The organism is Streptomyces sp. NPDC048185 (assembly GCF_043202495.1).
Classification (GTDB): Bacteria; Actinomycetota; Actinomycetes; order Streptomycetales; family Streptomycetaceae; genus Streptomyces.
The window spans coordinates 1,271,588-1,287,961 of record NZ_JBIDAN010000001.1 but is presented as its reverse complement, the minus strand read 5'-3'; the positions used below and the strand labels follow the sequence as shown (position 1 = coordinate 1,287,961).

The window sequence follows — 16,374 nt, the reverse complement described above, 5'->3', positions numbered from 1 at the left end:
CGCGACGGCACCTCCGCCCTCACAGCAGCGACGGAACCTCCGCCGCCGCGACCTGCCGTGCCGCCCGCTCCAACGCACTGGCCAGCAACGCGAGATCCGTGGGCCCGTTCCCCAACTCCCGCACGGGACGCCGGGCAGGCGGGTCGCCCATCCGGTGCCACTCCAGCGCCACGACGGTGGGCCGCAGCGTCGCCGTGCGGGGGATGCGCCCGGTGACGCGCCCCGCCTGGAACGGCAGGCTCCGCCCGTCCGCCCAGGTCAACCGCCCTCGCCCCGGCAGCGGTTCGTCCGGCCCCGACGCCGGCGCGTCGAGCACGGCTCGCAGCGCCGCCCGGCGGGCCGGCTCCGTCTGGGCCGTACGGCCGCCCGGCACCGCGGCCGCCACCAGGTGCACCCCGAGCCGGTCGCCCTCCCGCGCCACCGCCTCCAGCGCCCGCATCACCGACCCCGCCGCGGGCCGCCCCGGCGAGCCGAGCGGGGGTGTGACGAGCGCGTCCAGATCGTCCACGACGACCACCAGCCGGGGCAGCGGCGGCACCGCCCCCGCCCGCCGGGCCCCGCCCGGCCGCAGCCGCAGTGTCGAACTGGGCGGCGATTCGACGTCCCCGGTCTCCGCCGTCGCCCCGGGCCCGCCCGCGGCCGTGCGCTGGCTGACCATCCGTCCCGACAGCTCGCGCCCGGTGTGCCACTCGGCGAAGTCGGAGCGCCCGAGCAGCTCGGCACGCCGCTTGAGCTCGGCGCTCAACGACTGGGCGAACTCCCGCATCCGGACGGGGTCGTTGGCGGTGAGGTGGGTGGTGACGTGCGGTACGTCCGTGCAGACGCGCAGGCCCTCGCCGTGTCCGTTGCCCGCGCCCACGGTGTCCCGGCCGTCCATCAGGACGATGCCGAGCCGGTCCGGGCGTTCGGCCGAGGCGAGCGAGGCGACGAGTGCCCGCAGCAGCTCCGTGCGGCCGCTGCCGGGCGGGCCCTCGATCAGCAGGTGCGGTCCCTCGGCGGCGAGGTCCGCCGTCACCGGGCCGCGCGGGCCCGCGCCCAGCACGGCGTGCGCGCGGCCGCCGAGGGCCTCCGCGTCGTCGGCCGCGTCCGCCCAGCGGGCCATCAGGGACGCCGGGGTGGCCCGGGCCAGGCCGAGTTCGTCGAGCAGCCGGGCCGCCTGGGGCAGCGGCGCGGAGACGCGCGTGTGCCGCCCGCCCGCCGCGCCGTCGGTGCGCAGCGGTGCCAGGGCGCGCGCGAACCGCTCCGCCCAGGCGGGGGAGACGGCGTCCACCGTGCCGAGGGTGCCGCGGCCGACCGGGCCGCTCGGGGTCGACCCGCTGTGCGCGACGCGCAGCAGCCGCAGGGCCGTCGCCACGTCACCGCTGAGCAGCGCCACGGCACCGCAGTCGCGGAAGACCGGAGACGCCGCACAGGCCGCCTCGTACGTCTGCGTCACCGGCGAGGTCGGGGACGCGGCGGCCGTCTCGGCGAGACACACGACGTGGATGCCGGCCCGGGGCCCCTCCAGGGTCAGGCGCGTCATCACCTCGCGCACATCGGCGCCGCCGGGGTCGCCGTCCACGACGACCACGGTGTACGGCCCCGCGAAGCCGTCGGCCGGGTCGCTCCCGTCGTCCGCCCGCGCCCAGGAAGGCCGTCGGGCGGTCCCCGCGGCCGCCCCTGGCCCGCCGTCCGTGCCGGGCGCGTCCGGGTCGCCGTGCCGGGTGTCCTGGGCGGGAGCCGCCGGCTGGGCGGGAACCGTCCCGGAGGGGGCAGGCGGCCGGGCCCCGGTCCGGGCGTCCGTCAGGTGATCGTCGAGGCGGCGCAGCAGTTCCTGGGCGCGGGCCATGGCCTGGTCGCGGTCGTACGCGAGCAGCAGGCGGCAGTCCTGGCCGTGCCCCGGGCGCACCTGCGGCAGCCAGCCCAGCCACGACCACTCGGCGGTCCGCTCCGCGAGCGGGCGCGAGCGGTCCGCGCTGATCAGGACGATCTCCAGCAGGTCGGGGGAGTGCAGCGCGGCGAGCTGGGCCAGCACCGCGCGGGCCAGCCCGGTCAGCCGCGCGCGCGGGCCCGCCAGCCCCAGCGCACCGGCCTCGCGCAGCCCCACGGTCACCGGGACCGCGGGCAGCGGCGCGTCACCGCCGGGCGCGATCCGGTCGGCCGTGCCGAGCCGCACGGCGAGCACCTCGGGGTGCCCCGGGCCGCGCTCCCACAGCCGCGGCCCCGGTCCCAGCGCCGTCAGCAGCAGCGAGGCGGAGTCCGGCCAGGTCTCCGGCAGGGGGGAGGCGCCGACGGCGGGCGCAGCCTGCGCCGGACCGGCGGCCTCGTCGTCGTAGGCGTACGCGTCGGGCTCCGCGGCGCCCTGCGCGCCGGTGCGCCCGCCGGTCAGCCGGCGCGCCCACGCCCCGAGCCCCCCGCGCCTGCGCACGCCCTGCGGTACGTCGGTCCCCCGCAGCGGCGTCCCCTTGCGGCCGGTGCCCGCGGCCGCGGCGCCTCCGTGGGCACCCGACGGGTCCGCGTGCGCGAACTCTGTGCCGGACACCTCTCCGCGCGCGCCCGTGCCGGACACCTCGGCGTCCGTGCCTGCCGGGCCCGTCCGCGCACCACCCGGCCAGGAGCCCTCGGCATGACGGGTCCCGCCTCCGCGGCTCGCGTCACCCGTGGACGCGCCCGCGTCGGCCTTGCCCGCGTCGGCCTTGCCCGCGCCGCCTCGGTCCGTGCCGTGGGTGTCCGCACCGTGTCGCAGATCCGCGCCGGAAGCCCCCGCACGGCTCACGCCCCGCGTACCGGCGGCCCCCGCGCGGCCGGGACCGCCCGCGTCCGGCGTCCCGGCGTAACCCCATCCCGCGCCGGTCGCCCCCGTGGGCGCGGCCCCCGCCCCGGCGTGCGTGTCGTTCACCCCGGCCCGGAGATCGCCCGCGTCGGGGAGCGGACGCCGCGCACCGCCGGGCGGGGCCGGGGGCAGCGCGTCCCCCGGACGTCCGGTGCCGTGGCTCTCGATGCGGGGCGCGGCGCCCTGGCCGGGCACCAGCGGGGAGCCGGCCGGTGCCCCGACGGTGCCGTACGACGCCGTGCCGTGGGCGTGGTGCGTGCGTTCGGCGGGGAGGTCCGCGCCGTCGCCCACGCGCCCGTGGGTCACCTGGTCCGGGTCGGTCACCGCGCCGGGCAGGCGCACGTACCCCTCGCCGTCCGGTGTCGTCGGCACCCGTATCGAGGCGCCCGGCGCGGCCGGGACCAGCCGCAGCGCCGACTCGCCGATCCGCAGCAGCGCCCCCGGCGCGAAGCGGACCGGACGCTCGCCGACGCGGGTGCCGTCCAGGGTGGTGCCGTTGGTCGAGCCGAGGTCGGCGACCGAGACGCGGCCGTCGGCGGCGACGGTGACGGCGCAGTGCATCCGGGAGACGTCCGGGTCGTCGAGCGCGACGTCCGCGTCGGCGGACCGGCCGAGCCGGATCTGGCCCCCGTGCAGCAGGTGGACGCCGCCCGCGTCGGGACCGGCGACCACATGCAGCTGGGCGGGGACGTCGGCGGGCTCGGTGTGCGGGTCGGGCTCGCCCGGCGCGCCCAGGCAGAGCACGGCGCCGTCGATCAGCGGGGGCTCGCCCAGGGTGCTGCGCTGGGCGTCGAGCCGCTGCGCGCCGGCGTACAGGACCACCTGGCCGGAGCCCTGGCCCTCGCCGCCCGGGACCACCGAGGCCAGCGCGGAGGCGACCGAGGCCAGGGCCGTGCCGGCCGGCGCTGTGACCAGCACGTCGCAGCTCGCGGCGTGTGCGCTGCCCCCCGCGGACACGTGCGGGCCCAGCGGATCTACGACGGTCAGCCGGATCTGCATCGCCGTCAGCGGTCCCTTCGCGCGGGCGCCCGCGGTCGCCTGGGACGAAGCCTTCTCCCCGCGGTCCCCCACCGCGGACTTCCCCCACCGCCACACGAGCACGTCGGCCAGTACTGGAGGCATCCTCGCACCTGCCGCTGACAACGCGCCCGCCCGCCGTCTTCGAATGATCTTGATTGGTCGGCTCTGCCCGTAAAAGTGCCTGACGGAGGGGCTGGCGATGATCGAAGAGTGGCCGCTTGAGATCGGTCACGTCCGGGTCCGGCAACCAAGGGACCAGGTCGAGCGTCTTTCCTTCGCACACGAGCCGGAAGCGGAACACAAGACGCACCGGCGGACCAATGGGAACCACAGGTCGACGACAGCCCGGGCCGCACACCGCGGCACTACAGTGGGTCGGAACAGCCAGCAAGCGACAGGGAGCGCATGACGTGCGGCCGGTAGGCAGCAAGTACCTCCTCGAGGAGCCCCTCGGCCGCGGTGCCACGGGCACCGTCTGGCGTGCCCGCCAGCGCGAGACCGCGGGCGCCGAGGCGGCCGTGGCCGGACAGCCCGGCGAGACCGTCGCCATCAAGGTCCTCAAGGAGGAGCTGGCGAGCGACGCGGACATCGTGATGCGCTTCCTGCGGGAGCGCTCCGTCCTGCTCCGGCTGACCCACCCCAACATCGTCCGGGTCCGCGACCTGGTCGTCGAGGGCGAGCTGCTGGCGCTGGTCATGGACCTCGTCGACGGCCCCGACCTGCACCGCTACCTGCGGGAGAACGGGCCGTTCACCCCGGTCGCCGCCGCCCTGCTCACCGCCCAGATCGCCGACGCGCTCGCCGCGAGCCACGCCGACGGCGTCGTCCACCGCGACCTGAAGCCGGCCAACGTCCTGCTGAAGCAGACCGGCGGCGAGATGCACCCGATGCTCACCGACTTCGGCATCGCCCGCCTGGCGGACTCGCCCGGCCTCACCCGCACCCACGAGTTCGTCGGCACCCCCGCGTACGTCGCGCCGGAGTCCGCCGAGGGCCGCCCGCAGACCTCCGCGGTCGACGTCTACGGCGCCGGCATCCTGCTGTACGAGCTGGTCACCGGCCGCCCGCCGTTCTCCGGAAGCTCCGCCCTCGAGGTGCTGCACCAGCACCTGAGCGCCGAGCCGCGCCGCCCCTCCACCGTCCCCGGCCCGCTGTGGACGGTCATCGAGCGCTGCCTGCGCAAGAACCCCGACGAGCGCCCCAGCGCCGAGAACCTCGCCCGCGGCCTGCGCGTCGTCGCCGAGGGCATCGGCGTGCACGCGAACAGCGCCCAGATCGGCGCCGCCGAGAACGTCGGCGCGCTCCTCGCCCCCGACCCGGCCCCCGCGCAGGTCCCCGGCGTCCCCGGCGCCGCCGACCCCACGCAGGTCCTCCCGCAGAACCCGAACGGCGCCTACGACCCGAACGGCGCGACCAGCGTCCTGCCGCACACCGGCAACCCCGCGGGCGCCGCCGACCCCACCGCCGTACTGCCGAACCGCGGCGCGGCCGACCCGACCGCCGTCATGCCGCCGGTGCCGCCGGGACAGCCCGGACAGCCGGGACAGCCGGGCGGACCCGAGGACCCGCACCCCTGGCAGAACCAGCTGCGTGCCGCCCGCGACCGCAACGAGCAGACGCAGGTGCAGTACCTCGACCCGAACGAGGACCCGCTGCGCCGCCGCCCCCAGCGGCAGGTCGCCCGCCCTCAGCAGCAGCGGCCCCAGCAGCCGCCGCCGCAGGGCTACGGCTATCCGCAGCAGCCCCAGCCGCAGCGCTACGCCACTCCCCAGCCCCAGCAGCCCCAGCCGCAGCGCTACGCCCCGCCGCCCGCGCCCGAGCCCCGGCCGCCCCGGCGGGAGCCTCGGCCGCCGCGGCAGCGCAGCGCCAACCCGATGCGCATCCCCGGGCTCGGCTGCCTCAAGGGATGCCTGGTCACCCTGGTCATCCTGTTCGTGGCCGGCTGGCTGATCTGGGAACTGAGCCCGCTCCAGGACTGGATCGGCACCGGCAAGGGCTACTGGGACCAGCTCAGCGACTGGTTCAGCACCGTGACCGGCTGGATCGGGGACCTGGGCGGCTCGGGCGGCAACTGACCCTCGGTCGGGGCCGCGCGGCCCCGACTCTGGTGATTTGTCGACAACCAGCGGGTGATTTCCGCCTCCGCGGTGAAGGCCGGCTCTCGGGACGCGTAGTTTTGTGCGCAACACGCGTCGGTAGGAGCAGTCTTGGCACGGAAGATCGGCAGCCGGTACACCGCCCACCAGATCCTCGGGCGGGGCAGCGCCGGCACGGTGTGGCTGGGCGAAGGGCCCGAGGGCCCCGTCGCGATCAAGCTGCTGCGCGAGGACCTGGCGTCCGACCAGGAACTCGTCTCACGCTTCGTCCAGGAGCGCACCGCCCTGCTCGGCCTGGAGCACCCCCACGTCGTCTCCGTGCGCGACCTGGTGGTGGACGGCAACGATCTCGCCCTGGTCATGGACCTGGTCCGCGGCACGGACCTGCGCACCCGCCTCGACCGGGAGCGGCGCCTGGCACCCGAGGCCGCCGTGGCCGTCGTCGCCGACGTCGCCGACGGTCTGGCCGCCGCGCACGCCGCCGGGGTCGTGCACCGCGACGTCAAGCCCGAGAACGTGCTGCTGGACATGCAGGGCCCGCTCGGCCCCGGCGGCTCGCACCCCGCGCTGCTGACCGACTTCGGTGTGGCCAAGCTCATCGACACCCCCCGGCGCACCCGCGCCACGAAGATCATCGGTACCCCCGACTACCTGGCCCCGGAGATCGTCGAGGGACTGCCGCCGCGGGCCTCCGTCGACATCTACGCCCTGGCCACGGTGCTGTACGAGCTGCTCGCCGGCTTCACGCCCTTCGGCGGCGGCCACCCCGGCGCGGTCCTGCGCCGCCACGTCACCGAGACGGTCGTCCCCCTCCCCGGCATCCCGGACGAGCTGTGGCAGCTGCTCGTGCAGTGCCTGGCCAAGGCCCCGGCGTCCCGGCTGCGTGCCTCGGAGCTCGGCGCCCGGCTGCGCGAGCTGCTGCCGATGCTCGCCGGGATGGCGCCGCTGGACGTGGACGAGCCCGACGCCGACCAGGAGGAGGACCAGCCCGAGGAGGCCGCCGCCTCCTCCGCGCCCGCCGGGCGGCCGGCCCGGCGCCGGGGAGCGGTGCCGCTGGTGCCGGGCGCGAAGCCGGCCGACTCCAACCGCGACACGCACACCTCCATGCGGGTACCGGCCCCCGACGAGCTGGCCGGCGGCGCCCGCGGCACCGCCCGGGCCCCGCGCGCCTCCGGCGCACCCCGCCCCGGCTCGGCCCGCAACCGCGCCGCCGCGCGGCGCCGCCGGCTCGCGCTGGGCGCCGGCACGGTCGCCCTGGTCGCGGCCGTCGGCGTCGGTACGTGGCTGGCCACGAGCGGTGACGAGGGCGACGCGGGCCCCCAGGACACGCGGAACTCGGCACCGGCCTCTCCGTGAGGCCGGGCACGCCGCCGGCGCCGCCGTCCGCCACGGCCCGGCGTGGACCGCCCGTCGGAGCCGTTACGCTGGATGCGTGGCAGTCGTCGATGTATCCGAAGAGCTGAAGTCCCTCTCCTCGACCATGGAGTCGATCGAGGCCGTCCTGGACCTCGACAAGCTGAGGGCAGACATCGCCGTGCTCGAGGAGCAGGCGGCCGCGCCCTCCCTGTGGGACGACCCGGAGGCGGCGCAGAAGATCACCAGCAAGCTCTCCCACCTCCAGGCCGAGGTGCGGAAGGCCGAGGCCCTGCGCGGCCGGATCGACGATCTCGGTGTGCTCTTCGAGATGGCCGAGGAGGAGGACGACCCCGACACCCGCGCGGAGGCCGAGTCCGAGCTCACGGCCGTGAAGAAGGCGCTGGACGAGATGGAGGTCCGCACCCTGCTCTCGGGCGAGTACGACGCGCGCGAGGCGCTCGTCAACATCCGCGCCGAGGCCGGTGGCGTGGACGCCGCCGACTTCGCGGAGAAGCTCCAGCGCATGTACCTGCGCTGGGCCGAGCAGCACGGCTACAAGACCGAGGTCTACGAGACGTCGTACGCGGAAGAGGCCGGCATCAAGTCGACCACCTTCGCCGTGCAGGTGCCGTACGCCTACGGCACCCTCTCCGTCGAGCAGGGCACCCACCGCCTGGTGCGCATCTCGCCCTTCGACAACCAGGGGCGCCGCCAGACCTCCTTCGCGGGCGTCGAGATCCTCCCGGTGGTCGAGCAGACCGACCACATCGAGATCGACGAGTCCGAGCTGCGCGTGGACGTCTACCGGTCCTCCGGGCCCGGTGGCCAGGGCGTCAACACCACCGACTCGGCGGTGCGCCTCACCCACCTCCCCACCGGCATCGTCGTCTCCTGCCAGAACGAGCGCTCCCAGATCCAGAACAAGGCCACGGCGATGAACGTCCTGCAGGCCAAGCTGCTGGAGCGGCGCCGCCAGGAGGAGCAGGCCAAGATGGACGCCCTCAAGGGCGACGGCGGCAACTCCTGGGGCAACCAGATGCGTTCGTACGTGCTGCACCCGTACCAGATGGTCAAGGACCTGCGCACGGAGCACGAAGTGGGCAACCCCGAGGCCGTGTTCAACGGCGAGATCGACGGTTTCCTCGAGGCCGGAATTCGCTGGCGCAAGCAGCAGGAGAAGTAGCGGGGAGCATTCACGCCGCTTTGTCGACAAGGCAACTGCCGCCTCACAGGCGGCGGTTGCCTTTTCTTCGTCGGCGATGTCCGGGTTTTACATCACACTCACACCCTTTGTGTCCGGCATACGTTCCTTACCAGGACATCGCGTACGCAATGACCTTGACGATGCTTTGAACATTCGTAAGGGTGAGGCTCGGCATGCGTATTTCTGGGGCGCATGTGAACCGGGGGACTTCGCTTCAGCGCTACCACTCCCCGTCGATCACGGCCCCTGGCGCCGCCTCACTGACGATTTCAGCTACTGGGGGTAGCAACCATATGACCAAGAAGACGCGGATCCGTGTCGCACGCATAGCGGCCGGTGCCGTGATCGCGGCCGGTGCCTCGCTGACCGCCGCGGGCGCGGCCTCGGCGCTCGAGATCGGTGTCAGCGCGAGCGCCGACGGTGAGGGTCTCGGGCTCGGCCTGAGCGTCACCGGTGGCGAGGAGCCGGACCCGACGCCGACCATCCCCACCGAGCCGGACCCGACGCCCACCATCCCCACCGAGCCGGACCCGACGCCCACCATCCCGACGGAGCCGACCACGGACCCGACGGAGCCCACGACGGACCCGACGGAGCCGACCACGGACCCGACGGAGCCGACCACGGACCCGACGGAGCCGACGGAGCCCACCGAGCCGGGTGAGCCGACCGAGACCTCCGGTACCGGCCACGGCGGCAACGGTGGCGGCAACAACAACACCAACCCCGACGGCGGCTCCAACGCCTCCACCCAGGAGCAGGGCTCTTCCGCCCTGACCGACACCGGTGAGCAGGCCCCGGCCTCCGACGCCTCCGCCCAGGGCGGTGGCGAGGAGCTCGCCGAGACCGGCGCGGCGGAGACCACCTTCCTGCTGATCGGCGCCGCGACGATGATCGCCGGCGGCATCGGCTTCCGCGTCCTCCCGCGCGTGATGGGCGGCCGCGGCGCCGCTGCCTGACGGTAGCGACGCACACAGCGCGTACACACAGGGGCCCGGAGCGCAACCGCTCCGGGCCCCTGCCGCGTCTTCGCCGGGCTCTACACCGTCTGGTGGGCCAGCAGCGCCACCGCCGCCACCAGGACCGCCAGCAGGGCGATCAACGCCATCGGATTCAGCCCCGAGAGGAAGTTCTCCTGCTGCAGCCGCTCGCGGTTCGCACGGCACACCGGGCACCGGCCCTCACTCACGGGCGCCGCGCAGTTCGCGCACACCAACCGGTCGTACGTCATGCGCCTCGCCCTCCTTGCAACCGGTTCACTCACCACAACGCCCACGGAGCCGTGAACGTTCCCCTTCCACTGTGCCAGGTTCCGGGAGCCCCTGCGCGCGGTCCCGCAGGGGCGCCGGCCGGGACATAACGCGCAACTACCGCGCAACCCCGACCGGTGACTGCGGTCGGCTCCCCGGTTCGCGTATGGTCACGCTCATCTACCCCCGGCGACCCGTGGTGCATCCGTGATCCGATTCGACAACGTCTCCAAGGTCTACCCCAAGCAGAACCACCCAGCCCTCAGGGATGTCTCCCTGGAGGTCGAGAAGGGCGAGTTCGTCTTCCTCGTGGGGTCCTCCGGCTCCGGAAAGTCCACCTTCCTGCGGCTGATCCTCCGCGAGGAGCGGTGCAGCCACGGACAGGTGCACGTTCTGGGCAAGGACCTCGCGCGCCTGTCCAACTGGAAGGTGCCGCAGATGCGGCGCCAGCTGGGGACGGTGTTCCAGGACTTCCGCCTGCTGCCGAACAAGACGGTCGGCGAGAACGTCGCCTTCGCCCAGGAGGTCATCGGCAAGTCCCGCGGCGAGATCCGCAAGTCGGTGCCGCAAGTGCTCGACCTCGTCGGGCTCGGCGGCAAGGAGGACCGCAGACCGGGCGAGCTGTCCGGCGGTGAGCAGCAGCGCGTCGCCATCGCGCGCGCCTTCGTCAACCGGCCGAAGCTGCTGATCGCCGACGAGCCCACCGGCAACCTCGACCCGCAGACCTCCGTCGGCATCATGAAGCTGCTCGACCGCATCAACCGGACGGGCACCACCGTGGTGATGGCCACGCACGACCAGAACATCGTGGACCAGATGCGCAAGCGCGTCATCGAGCTGGAGAAGGGTCGCCTCGTGCGCGACCAGGCGCGCGGCGTCTACGGCTACCAGCACTGAGACCGCAGACCGCACCGGCTTCACGGAAAGGCTCAACCACTCGCCATGCGCGCCCAGTTCGTGCTCTCGGAGATCGGCGTCGGTCTCCGCCGCAACCTGACCATGACCTTCGCTGTCATCGTCTCCGTCGCCCTGTCCCTGGCCCTGTTCGGCGGGTCGCTCCTGATGAGCGACCAGGTCGAGACGATGAAGGGCTACTGGTACGACAAGGTCAACGTCACGGTCTACCTCTGCAACAAGAGCGACGCCAAGTCCGACCCCGCCTGCGCCAAGGGCGCGGTGACCGAGGACCAGAAGAAGCAGATCCTGGCCGACCTCGACGAGATGAACGTCGTCGAGAAGGTGACGTACGAGTCGCAGGACGAGGCGTACAAGCACTACAAGGAGCAGTTCGGCGACTCGCCGCTGGCCAGCTCGCTCACGCCGGACCAGATGCAGGAGGCGTACCGCGTCAAGCTGAAGGACGCGGAGAAGTACCAGGTCATCGCGACCGCCTTCGACGGCCGGGACGGCGTGCAGTCCGTGGCGGACCAGCGCGGCACCCTGGACAACCTCTTCAAGCTCCTCGAGGGCATGAACGTGGCCGCGCTGGCGGTGATGGCGCTGATGCTGGTCGTCGCGCTGATGCTGATCGTCAACACGGTGCGCGTCTCGGCGTTCAGCCGGCGGCGCGAGACCGGGATCATGCGGCTGGTCGGCGCCTCGGGCTTCTACATCCAGGCGCCGTTCATCATGGAGGCGGCGGTCGCCGGGCTGATCGGCGGCGCGGTCGCCTGCGGCTTCCTGGTGACCGCGCGGTACTTCATCATCGACCACGGGCTCGCGCTGTCCGACAAGCTGGCCCTGATCGACTTCATCGGCTGGGACGCCCTGCTGGCGAAGCTCCCGCTCATCCTGGCGACCGGTCTGCTGATGCCCGCGTTGGCCGCGTTCTTCGCGTTGCGCAAGTACCTGAAGGTGTGACGCATGCCAAGAGGGCCGAACGGTCAAGCGACCGTTCGGCCCTCTCGCGTTGTCCTAGACTCACCGGCATGTCAGGTCGTGACCCGTTCTGTCAGCCCCGCCGCGTACGCCACGGGGCCGCCCTGACCTTGGTGTTCGCGAGCGTACTCGTCGCCGGGGCGGCCACCGGATCGTTCCCCGAGGGTGACCGTAAGTCCACGGCGGACACGGCCCGTTCGGCCGCACCCGCCGGGCACCACGAGGACGTGGCCCGGGCGGCGGCCGAGGCGATGGCCGACGGCAAGTCCCCGGTGGAGGCCGCCGAACAGGCCGTCAGCCGCAGCGGGGACCGCTGGGGCGCCGTCTACTCCCGTGTCGAGTACGAGGAGTTGGAAGAGGCCCTCGACGGCCAGTACACCGGCGTCGGCCTCTCCGCGCGACGCGAGCGCGACGGCCGCATCGAGGTGACCCGGGTGCGCTCCGGGTCGCCCGCCGCCGACGCAGGGGTCCGCGAGGGCGACCGGCTGCGCAGTGTCGACGGCGAGCGGGTCGACGGCCGCCCGGTCACCGAGGTCGTGTCGATACTGCGCGGCGACGCGGAGGAGGACCCCGCCGGCACCGCCGTCCGGCTCGGCCTGGAGCGCGGCTCGCGGGCGTGGACCGAGACCGTCCGGCGGGCCAGGCTGTCCACGGACCCCGTGACCGTCCGCACGCTCGGCGGCGGTGTCACCGTCGTCAAGGTCACCTCGTTCACCAAGGGCGTCGGCCGGCAGGTGTGCGACGCCGTGGAGCGGGTGCCGTCCGGTGCCGGTGTCGTCCTCGACCTGCGCGGCAACTCCGGCGGTCTGGTCGCCGAGGCCGTCACCGCCGCCTCCGCCTTCCTCGACGGCGGCCTCGTCGCCACCTACGACGTCGACGGCGACCAGCGCGCCCTGCACGCCGAACCCGGCGGCGACACCGCCAGGCCCCTGGTCGCGCTCGTCGACGACGGCACCATGAGCGCGGCCGAGCTCCTCACCGGAGCCCTCCAGGACCGCGGCCGGGCGGTCGTCGTCGGCTCGCGCACCTTCGGCAAGGGATCGGTGCAGATGCCCAGCCGGCTCCCCGGCGGCTCGGTCGCCGAACTGACCGTCGGGCACTACCGCACCCCCTCCGGCCGCGGCGTCGACGGCACGGGCATCACGCCCGACCTGGACGTCGACCCGGCGGACCCGGCCGCGCTGGAGCGGGCGCGGACCGTGCTCAGCGGACTGGGACGGTAGGCACCGCCCCTCGTCGGGCCCCGCCCCGGCCCGCGTAAATCGGCTTCCCGCGGACCCCCTCCGTAGTGCCAAAATGGGCTGCACTATGGCTAAGGAAAAAGGGCGCAAGCTGATCGCGCAGAACAAGAAGGCGCGGCACGACTACCAGATCCTCGACACCTACGAGGCCGGACTGGTCCTCACCGGGACCGAGGTGAAGTCACTGCGCCAGGGGCGGGCGTCGCTGGTCGACGGCTTCGTGCAGCTGGACGGGCACGAGGCCTGGCTGCACAACGTGCACGTGCCGGAGTACAGCCAGGGCACCTGGACCAACCACAGCGCCCGCCGCAAGCGGAAGCTGCTGCTGCACCGCGTGGAGATCGACAAGCTGGAGTCGAAGTCCCAGGAGACCGGGCACACGATCGTGCCCCTCGCGCTGTACTTCAAGGACGGCCGCGCCAAGGTCGAGATCGCGCTCGCGCGCGGCAAGAAGGAGTACGACAAGCGCCAGACCCTGCGCGAGAAGCAGGACCGGCGCGAGGCGGAGCGGACGATCTCCGCGATCCGCCGCAAGCAGCGGGCCTGACCCGGCGGGAATAGGCTGGCACCCACGTGCGTTGGTCACGTACGATGGCACCTGCACCGCCCGACGGTGCGGAGTTTGAAAAAACAACATGGGGATGATCGGTTTCGACAGCGGCTGTCGAAGCAGGGGAAGCGTGTCGAGGAAGCGGCCATGATCTCGTAAACCACAGGCCGAAACAAATAATCGCCAACTCCAAGCGCGATTCCTCCCAGCAGGCCTTCGCCCTCGCTGCCTGATCTCAGGTAGCGAAGCGAGCCTCCTACAAAGGGAGTGTCAGCCCGGGGCTGTTCCCGACCCGGATCCTGGCATCAGCTAGGGGACTAAACCTTGATCCCGGTCACGGGGTGAAGAGGGAAACCAAACAGTGACTGAGCCCGTCGGAGACTTGTCCGCGTGATCTCCGGGGCTGAGAAAATCGAAGCGGACTGCACACGGAGAAGCCCTGGTTCCACACCGTTGGACGCGGGTTCGATTCCCGCCATCTCCACAATTCCCATGTGGGCGAAGGCCCCGTCGCTTCCGAGCGGCGGGGCCTTCGTCATGCCCGGGCGCCGACCGGACGGGGCCCGCGGGGCCGCGGCAGCAGCGCCAGCAGCAGGGAGAGCGCGGCGGCCGTGACCGGCACGCCGTAGCCGGCCGTGGGCGACACGTGCTCCACCGTCCAGCCGCCGGCCGCGCTGCCGCAGGCGATGCCGCCGAGCAGCCCGGTCACCGCGAGGGTCATGCCCTCGTTCAGGCGGCCCTCGGGGGTGCGGTGCTGGACCAGCGTCATCGTCGTGACCATCGTCGGGGCCGTCGCCATGCCGGCGGCCAGCAGCGTGAGCGCCAGCAGCGGCAGCGAGCCGGTGAGGGACGCGGCCAGCAGGGGCAGCGTCATCAGGGCCGTCATCGCGGCCACGCACCACGGCAGGCGCACCTCGGCCGGCCCGGCCGGCTTCAGCGCGCCGTACAGCAGACCCGCCGCGCACGAACCGGCCGCCTGGAGCGCCAGGACCACTCCCGCGGCCGAACGGTGCCCCAGTGCGTCCGCGAACGCGATCGTGACGACCTCCATCGCGCCGAACACCGCGCCCGTCGCCAGGCACACCGCCAGCAGCGGCGGTATGCCTGGCGCGCGGAAGGGCGCCTTCGCGGCGGGGCGCGGCCGGGCCGGCGGTTCCGTCGCGCGCTGGGCGGCGAACAGCAGGATGCCGGTCACCAGCAGGACCACACCGGTCAGCGTGCCGGCCTCCGGGAAGAGGGTCGTGCACAGGAACGCCGCGAGGACCGGGCCGAGCATGTAGCACAGCTCGTCCGTGGCCTGCTCGAAGGAGTTCGCCGTGTGCAGGGCGGCGGCGTCGCCCTTCAGCAGATGGGACCAGCGGGCGCGCGCCATGCCGCCGGTGTTCGGTGTCGTGGCCGTGGCGGCGTACGCGGCGAACAGGGTCCAGTCGGGGGCTCCGGAACGCACGCACAGCACCAGCGCGAGGGAGCCGAGCGCCGCGAACAGCGTCGCCGGGACCGCCACCCGGGCCTGGCCGTGCCGGTCCACGAGCCGCGCGGTCCAGGGCGCGACCAGCGCGGTCGCCGCCAGCCCGGTCGCGGTGACCGCACCGGCGAGGGCGTACGAGCCGCGCGTACCGGCGATCATCACGACCGCGCTGACGCTGAACATGCCCATCGGCAGCCGGGCGACGAGATTCCCGATGGTGAACGCCCGGGCGCCGGGCACGGACAGCAGACGCCGGTAGGGGCCGGGCGGCCGGCGCGAGGTGCGCGGAGTGCGCGGACGGAAGTCGGCGGCGACGAGGGCGTCGGCCGTGACGGTGAGCAAGGGGGCCTGGGGACCGGAGCGTTCCGGAGTCGGTTGCGGCATGCGTCCACCGTCGCCGCGGCCGATCACGGGGTCCAACACCTTCTCCGTACACATTCACGCACTTCCGTTGTAAGTTCGCCGGATGCCCGCACCCGCCCACCTCGATCCGCGCCTCCTGCGCGCCTTCGTCACCGTCGCCGAGGAGCTGCACTTCACCCGCGCCGCGGCCCGCCTGTACGTCGCCCAGCAGGCGCTCAGCCGCGACGTGCGGCGCCTGGAACGCGAGCTGGGCGCCGAGCTGTTCGTGCGGTCCACCCGGCAGGTGACGCTGACGGCCGACGGCGAGCGGCTGCTGCCGTACGCCCGCCGCGTGCTCCAGGCGCAGGACGACCTCCTCACCGCCTTCGGGCAGGCCCGCCCGCTGCTGGTCGACCTCAACTCGCCCGGGCTGGTCACCGGACGGCTGGTCCTGGAACGGGCCCGCCGGCTCGCACCCGAGCTGGAACTCATGGCCCGCTACGAGAGCGGGCTGACCGGCGCGGCCGCCGAACTGCTCGCGGGCCGGCTCGACGCCTCGTTCGGCCGGTTCGCGGGCCTCCCCCCGGCACTGCGGGCGGGACTCGGCCACCAGCCGGTCCGCTACGAGCCCATGGCGGTCGTCCTGCCCGAGGACCACCCTCTGGCCCCGCTGCCCGAGGTGCCGCTCGCCGCGCTGGCCGGCGAGACCGTGTACGCCGGGGCCGGCAACCCGCGGACCCCGGAGTGGACCGACCTGGGACACCGCCTGTTCGAGGGACGCGGCATCGACGTGGCGCCACCCCTTCCGCTGGCGATCGGGGACGAGGAGTTCCAGCGGATCATGGACAAGACGCGCAATCCGATCCTCGCGGTGGTGAGCTTTCCGGCCATGGCCTCGACCGTGGTGCGTCCGCTCGTCGAACCCGTCCCGCTGTCGCCGGTCTCCCTGGTCTGGCGAAAGGGGCTGGTGCACCCCGCTTTCGACGCGCTCCGCAGGGCCGCCGCCCAGGTCGCGGCCGAAAACGAGTGGCTCCACCGGCCCGCCGAGGCGTGGGTTCCGGCCAGTGACGCGGCTGTGATGTCCGTCCATTAACCGACACGGGGCAACCACATGTCCCTCGCGTGCGCTACATTCTTGGCCTGAGCACGGTGTGGTA

At 73.7% G+C, this 16,374-nt stretch carries 12 protein-coding genes and 1 other RNA gene; 10 read left to right on the top strand and 3 right to left on the bottom strand.

Features of this window, described 5'->3' with window-relative positions; translation table 11 throughout:
* Positions 1–19: 19 nt before the first annotated feature.
* Entirely contained in the window at positions 20–3,811 is a 3,792-nt protein-coding gene (locus tag ACGF3H_RS05710) for an FHA domain-containing protein (protein ID WP_362497452.1), read from the bottom strand.
* A 431-nt stretch (positions 3,812–4,242) separates the two neighbouring features.
* Between ACGF3H_RS05710 and ACGF3H_RS05705 the strand changes: the two genes are divergently transcribed.
* The 4 genes from ACGF3H_RS05705 to ACGF3H_RS05690 all read left to right on the top strand — a co-directional run bounded on the left by ACGF3H_RS05705 (position 4,243) and on the right by ACGF3H_RS05690 (position 9,447).
* Positions 4,243–5,907 carry a serine/threonine-protein kinase gene (locus ACGF3H_RS05705; RefSeq protein ID WP_362497378.1) on the top strand — a complete coding sequence of 555 codons (1,665 nt, stop codon included), beginning with the start codon at positions 4,243–4,245 and terminating at the stop codon, positions 5,905–5,907.
* A gap of 132 nt (positions 5,908–6,039) precedes the next feature.
* Positions 6,040–7,284, top strand: coding sequence for a serine/threonine-protein kinase (locus tag ACGF3H_RS05700; RefSeq protein WP_362497376.1), 1,245 nt, complete (start codon positions 6,040–6,042; stop codon positions 7,282–7,284).
* 76 nt (positions 7,285–7,360) lie between these two features.
* Positions 7,361–8,467, top strand: coding sequence for a peptide chain release factor 2 (gene prfB / locus ACGF3H_RS05695; protein WP_362497374.1), 1,107 nt, complete (start codon positions 7,361–7,363; stop codon positions 8,465–8,467).
* 314 nt (positions 8,468–8,781) lie between these two features.
* Positions 8,782–9,447, top strand: a complete 666-nt coding sequence (locus ACGF3H_RS05690) for a hypothetical protein (RefSeq protein ID WP_362497372.1) — start codon at positions 8,782–8,784, stop codon at positions 9,445–9,447.
* An 80-nt stretch (positions 9,448–9,527) separates the two neighbouring features.
* On the opposite strand, the gene ACGF3H_RS05685 is transcribed toward ACGF3H_RS05690, so the two are convergent.
* Complete coding sequence (locus ACGF3H_RS05685) at positions 9,528–9,719, bottom strand: hypothetical protein (RefSeq protein ID WP_188184167.1); 192 nt, start codon at positions 9,717–9,719, stop codon at positions 9,528–9,530.
* Between the two features lie 226 nt (positions 9,720–9,945).
* On the opposite strand from ACGF3H_RS05685, the gene ftsE reads away from it, so the two are divergent.
* The 5 genes from ftsE (at position 9,946) to ssrA (ending at position 13,894) form a co-directional block, all read left to right on the top strand.
* Positions 9,946–10,635 (top strand): cell division ATP-binding protein FtsE, encoded by a 690-nt coding sequence (gene ftsE, locus ACGF3H_RS05680; protein WP_239766276.1) that lies wholly within the window; start codon positions 9,946–9,948, stop codon positions 10,633–10,635.
* A 45-nt stretch (positions 10,636–10,680) separates the two neighbouring features.
* Entirely contained in the window at positions 10,681–11,598 is a 918-nt protein-coding gene (gene ftsX, locus ACGF3H_RS05675; protein ID WP_362497368.1) for a permease-like cell division protein FtsX, read from the top strand.
* A gap of 68 nt (positions 11,599–11,666) precedes the next feature.
* Positions 11,667–12,839 (top strand): S41 family peptidase, encoded by a 1,173-nt coding sequence (locus tag ACGF3H_RS05670; protein WP_362497365.1) that lies wholly within the window; start codon positions 11,667–11,669, stop codon positions 12,837–12,839.
* Positions 12,840–12,924: 85 nt separating this feature from the next.
* Positions 12,925–13,404 carry an SsrA-binding protein SmpB gene (gene smpB, locus ACGF3H_RS05665; RefSeq protein ID WP_189231037.1) on the top strand — a complete coding sequence of 160 codons (480 nt, stop codon included), beginning with the start codon at positions 12,925–12,927 and terminating at the stop codon, positions 13,402–13,404.
* A gap of 90 nt (positions 13,405–13,494) precedes the next feature.
* Positions 13,495–13,894, top strand: a transfer-messenger RNA (tmRNA) gene (gene ssrA, locus ACGF3H_RS05660).
* A 48-nt stretch (positions 13,895–13,942) separates the two neighbouring features.
* Here the strand turns inward: ssrA and ACGF3H_RS05655 are convergent.
* Complete coding sequence (locus ACGF3H_RS05655) at positions 13,943–15,259, bottom strand: MFS transporter (RefSeq protein WP_362497361.1); 1,317 nt, start codon at positions 15,257–15,259, stop codon at positions 13,943–13,945.
* Between the two features lie 82 nt (positions 15,260–15,341).
* On the opposite strand from ACGF3H_RS05655, the gene ACGF3H_RS05650 reads away from it, so the two are divergent.
* Positions 15,342–16,310 (top strand): LysR family transcriptional regulator, encoded by a 969-nt coding sequence (locus tag ACGF3H_RS05650; protein WP_362497358.1) that lies wholly within the window; start codon positions 15,342–15,344, stop codon positions 16,308–16,310.
* The last annotated feature ends 64 nt before the right edge of the window (positions 16,311–16,374 follow it).

Bases quoted from the DNA above. Each gene is read 5' to 3' on its own strand.
- ACGF3H_RS05710 (WP_362497452.1), bottom strand. From the start codon at position 3,811: ATGCAGATCCGGCTGACCGTCGTAGATCCGCTGGGCCCGCACGTGTCC.
- ACGF3H_RS05690 (WP_362497372.1), top strand. From the start codon at position 8,782: ATGACCAAGAAGACGCGGATCCGTGTCGCACGCATAGCGGCCGGTGCC.
- ACGF3H_RS05685 (WP_188184167.1), bottom strand. From the start codon at position 9,719: ATGACGTACGACCGGTTGGTGTGCGCGAACTGCGCGGCGCCCGTGAGT.
- ftsX (WP_362497368.1), top strand. From the start codon at position 10,681: ATGCGCGCCCAGTTCGTGCTCTCGGAGATCGGCGTCGGTCTCCGCCGC.
- ACGF3H_RS05670 (WP_362497365.1), top strand. From the start codon at position 11,667: ATGTCAGGTCGTGACCCGTTCTGTCAGCCCCGCCGCGTACGCCACGGG.
- smpB (WP_189231037.1), top strand. From the start codon at position 12,925: ATGGCTAAGGAAAAAGGGCGCAAGCTGATCGCGCAGAACAAGAAGGCG.
- ACGF3H_RS05655 (WP_362497361.1), bottom strand. From the start codon at position 15,259: ATGCCGCAACCGACTCCGGAACGCTCCGGTCCCCAGGCCCCCTTGCTC.
- ACGF3H_RS05650 (WP_362497358.1), top strand. From the start codon at position 15,342: ATGCCCGCACCCGCCCACCTCGATCCGCGCCTCCTGCGCGCCTTCGTC.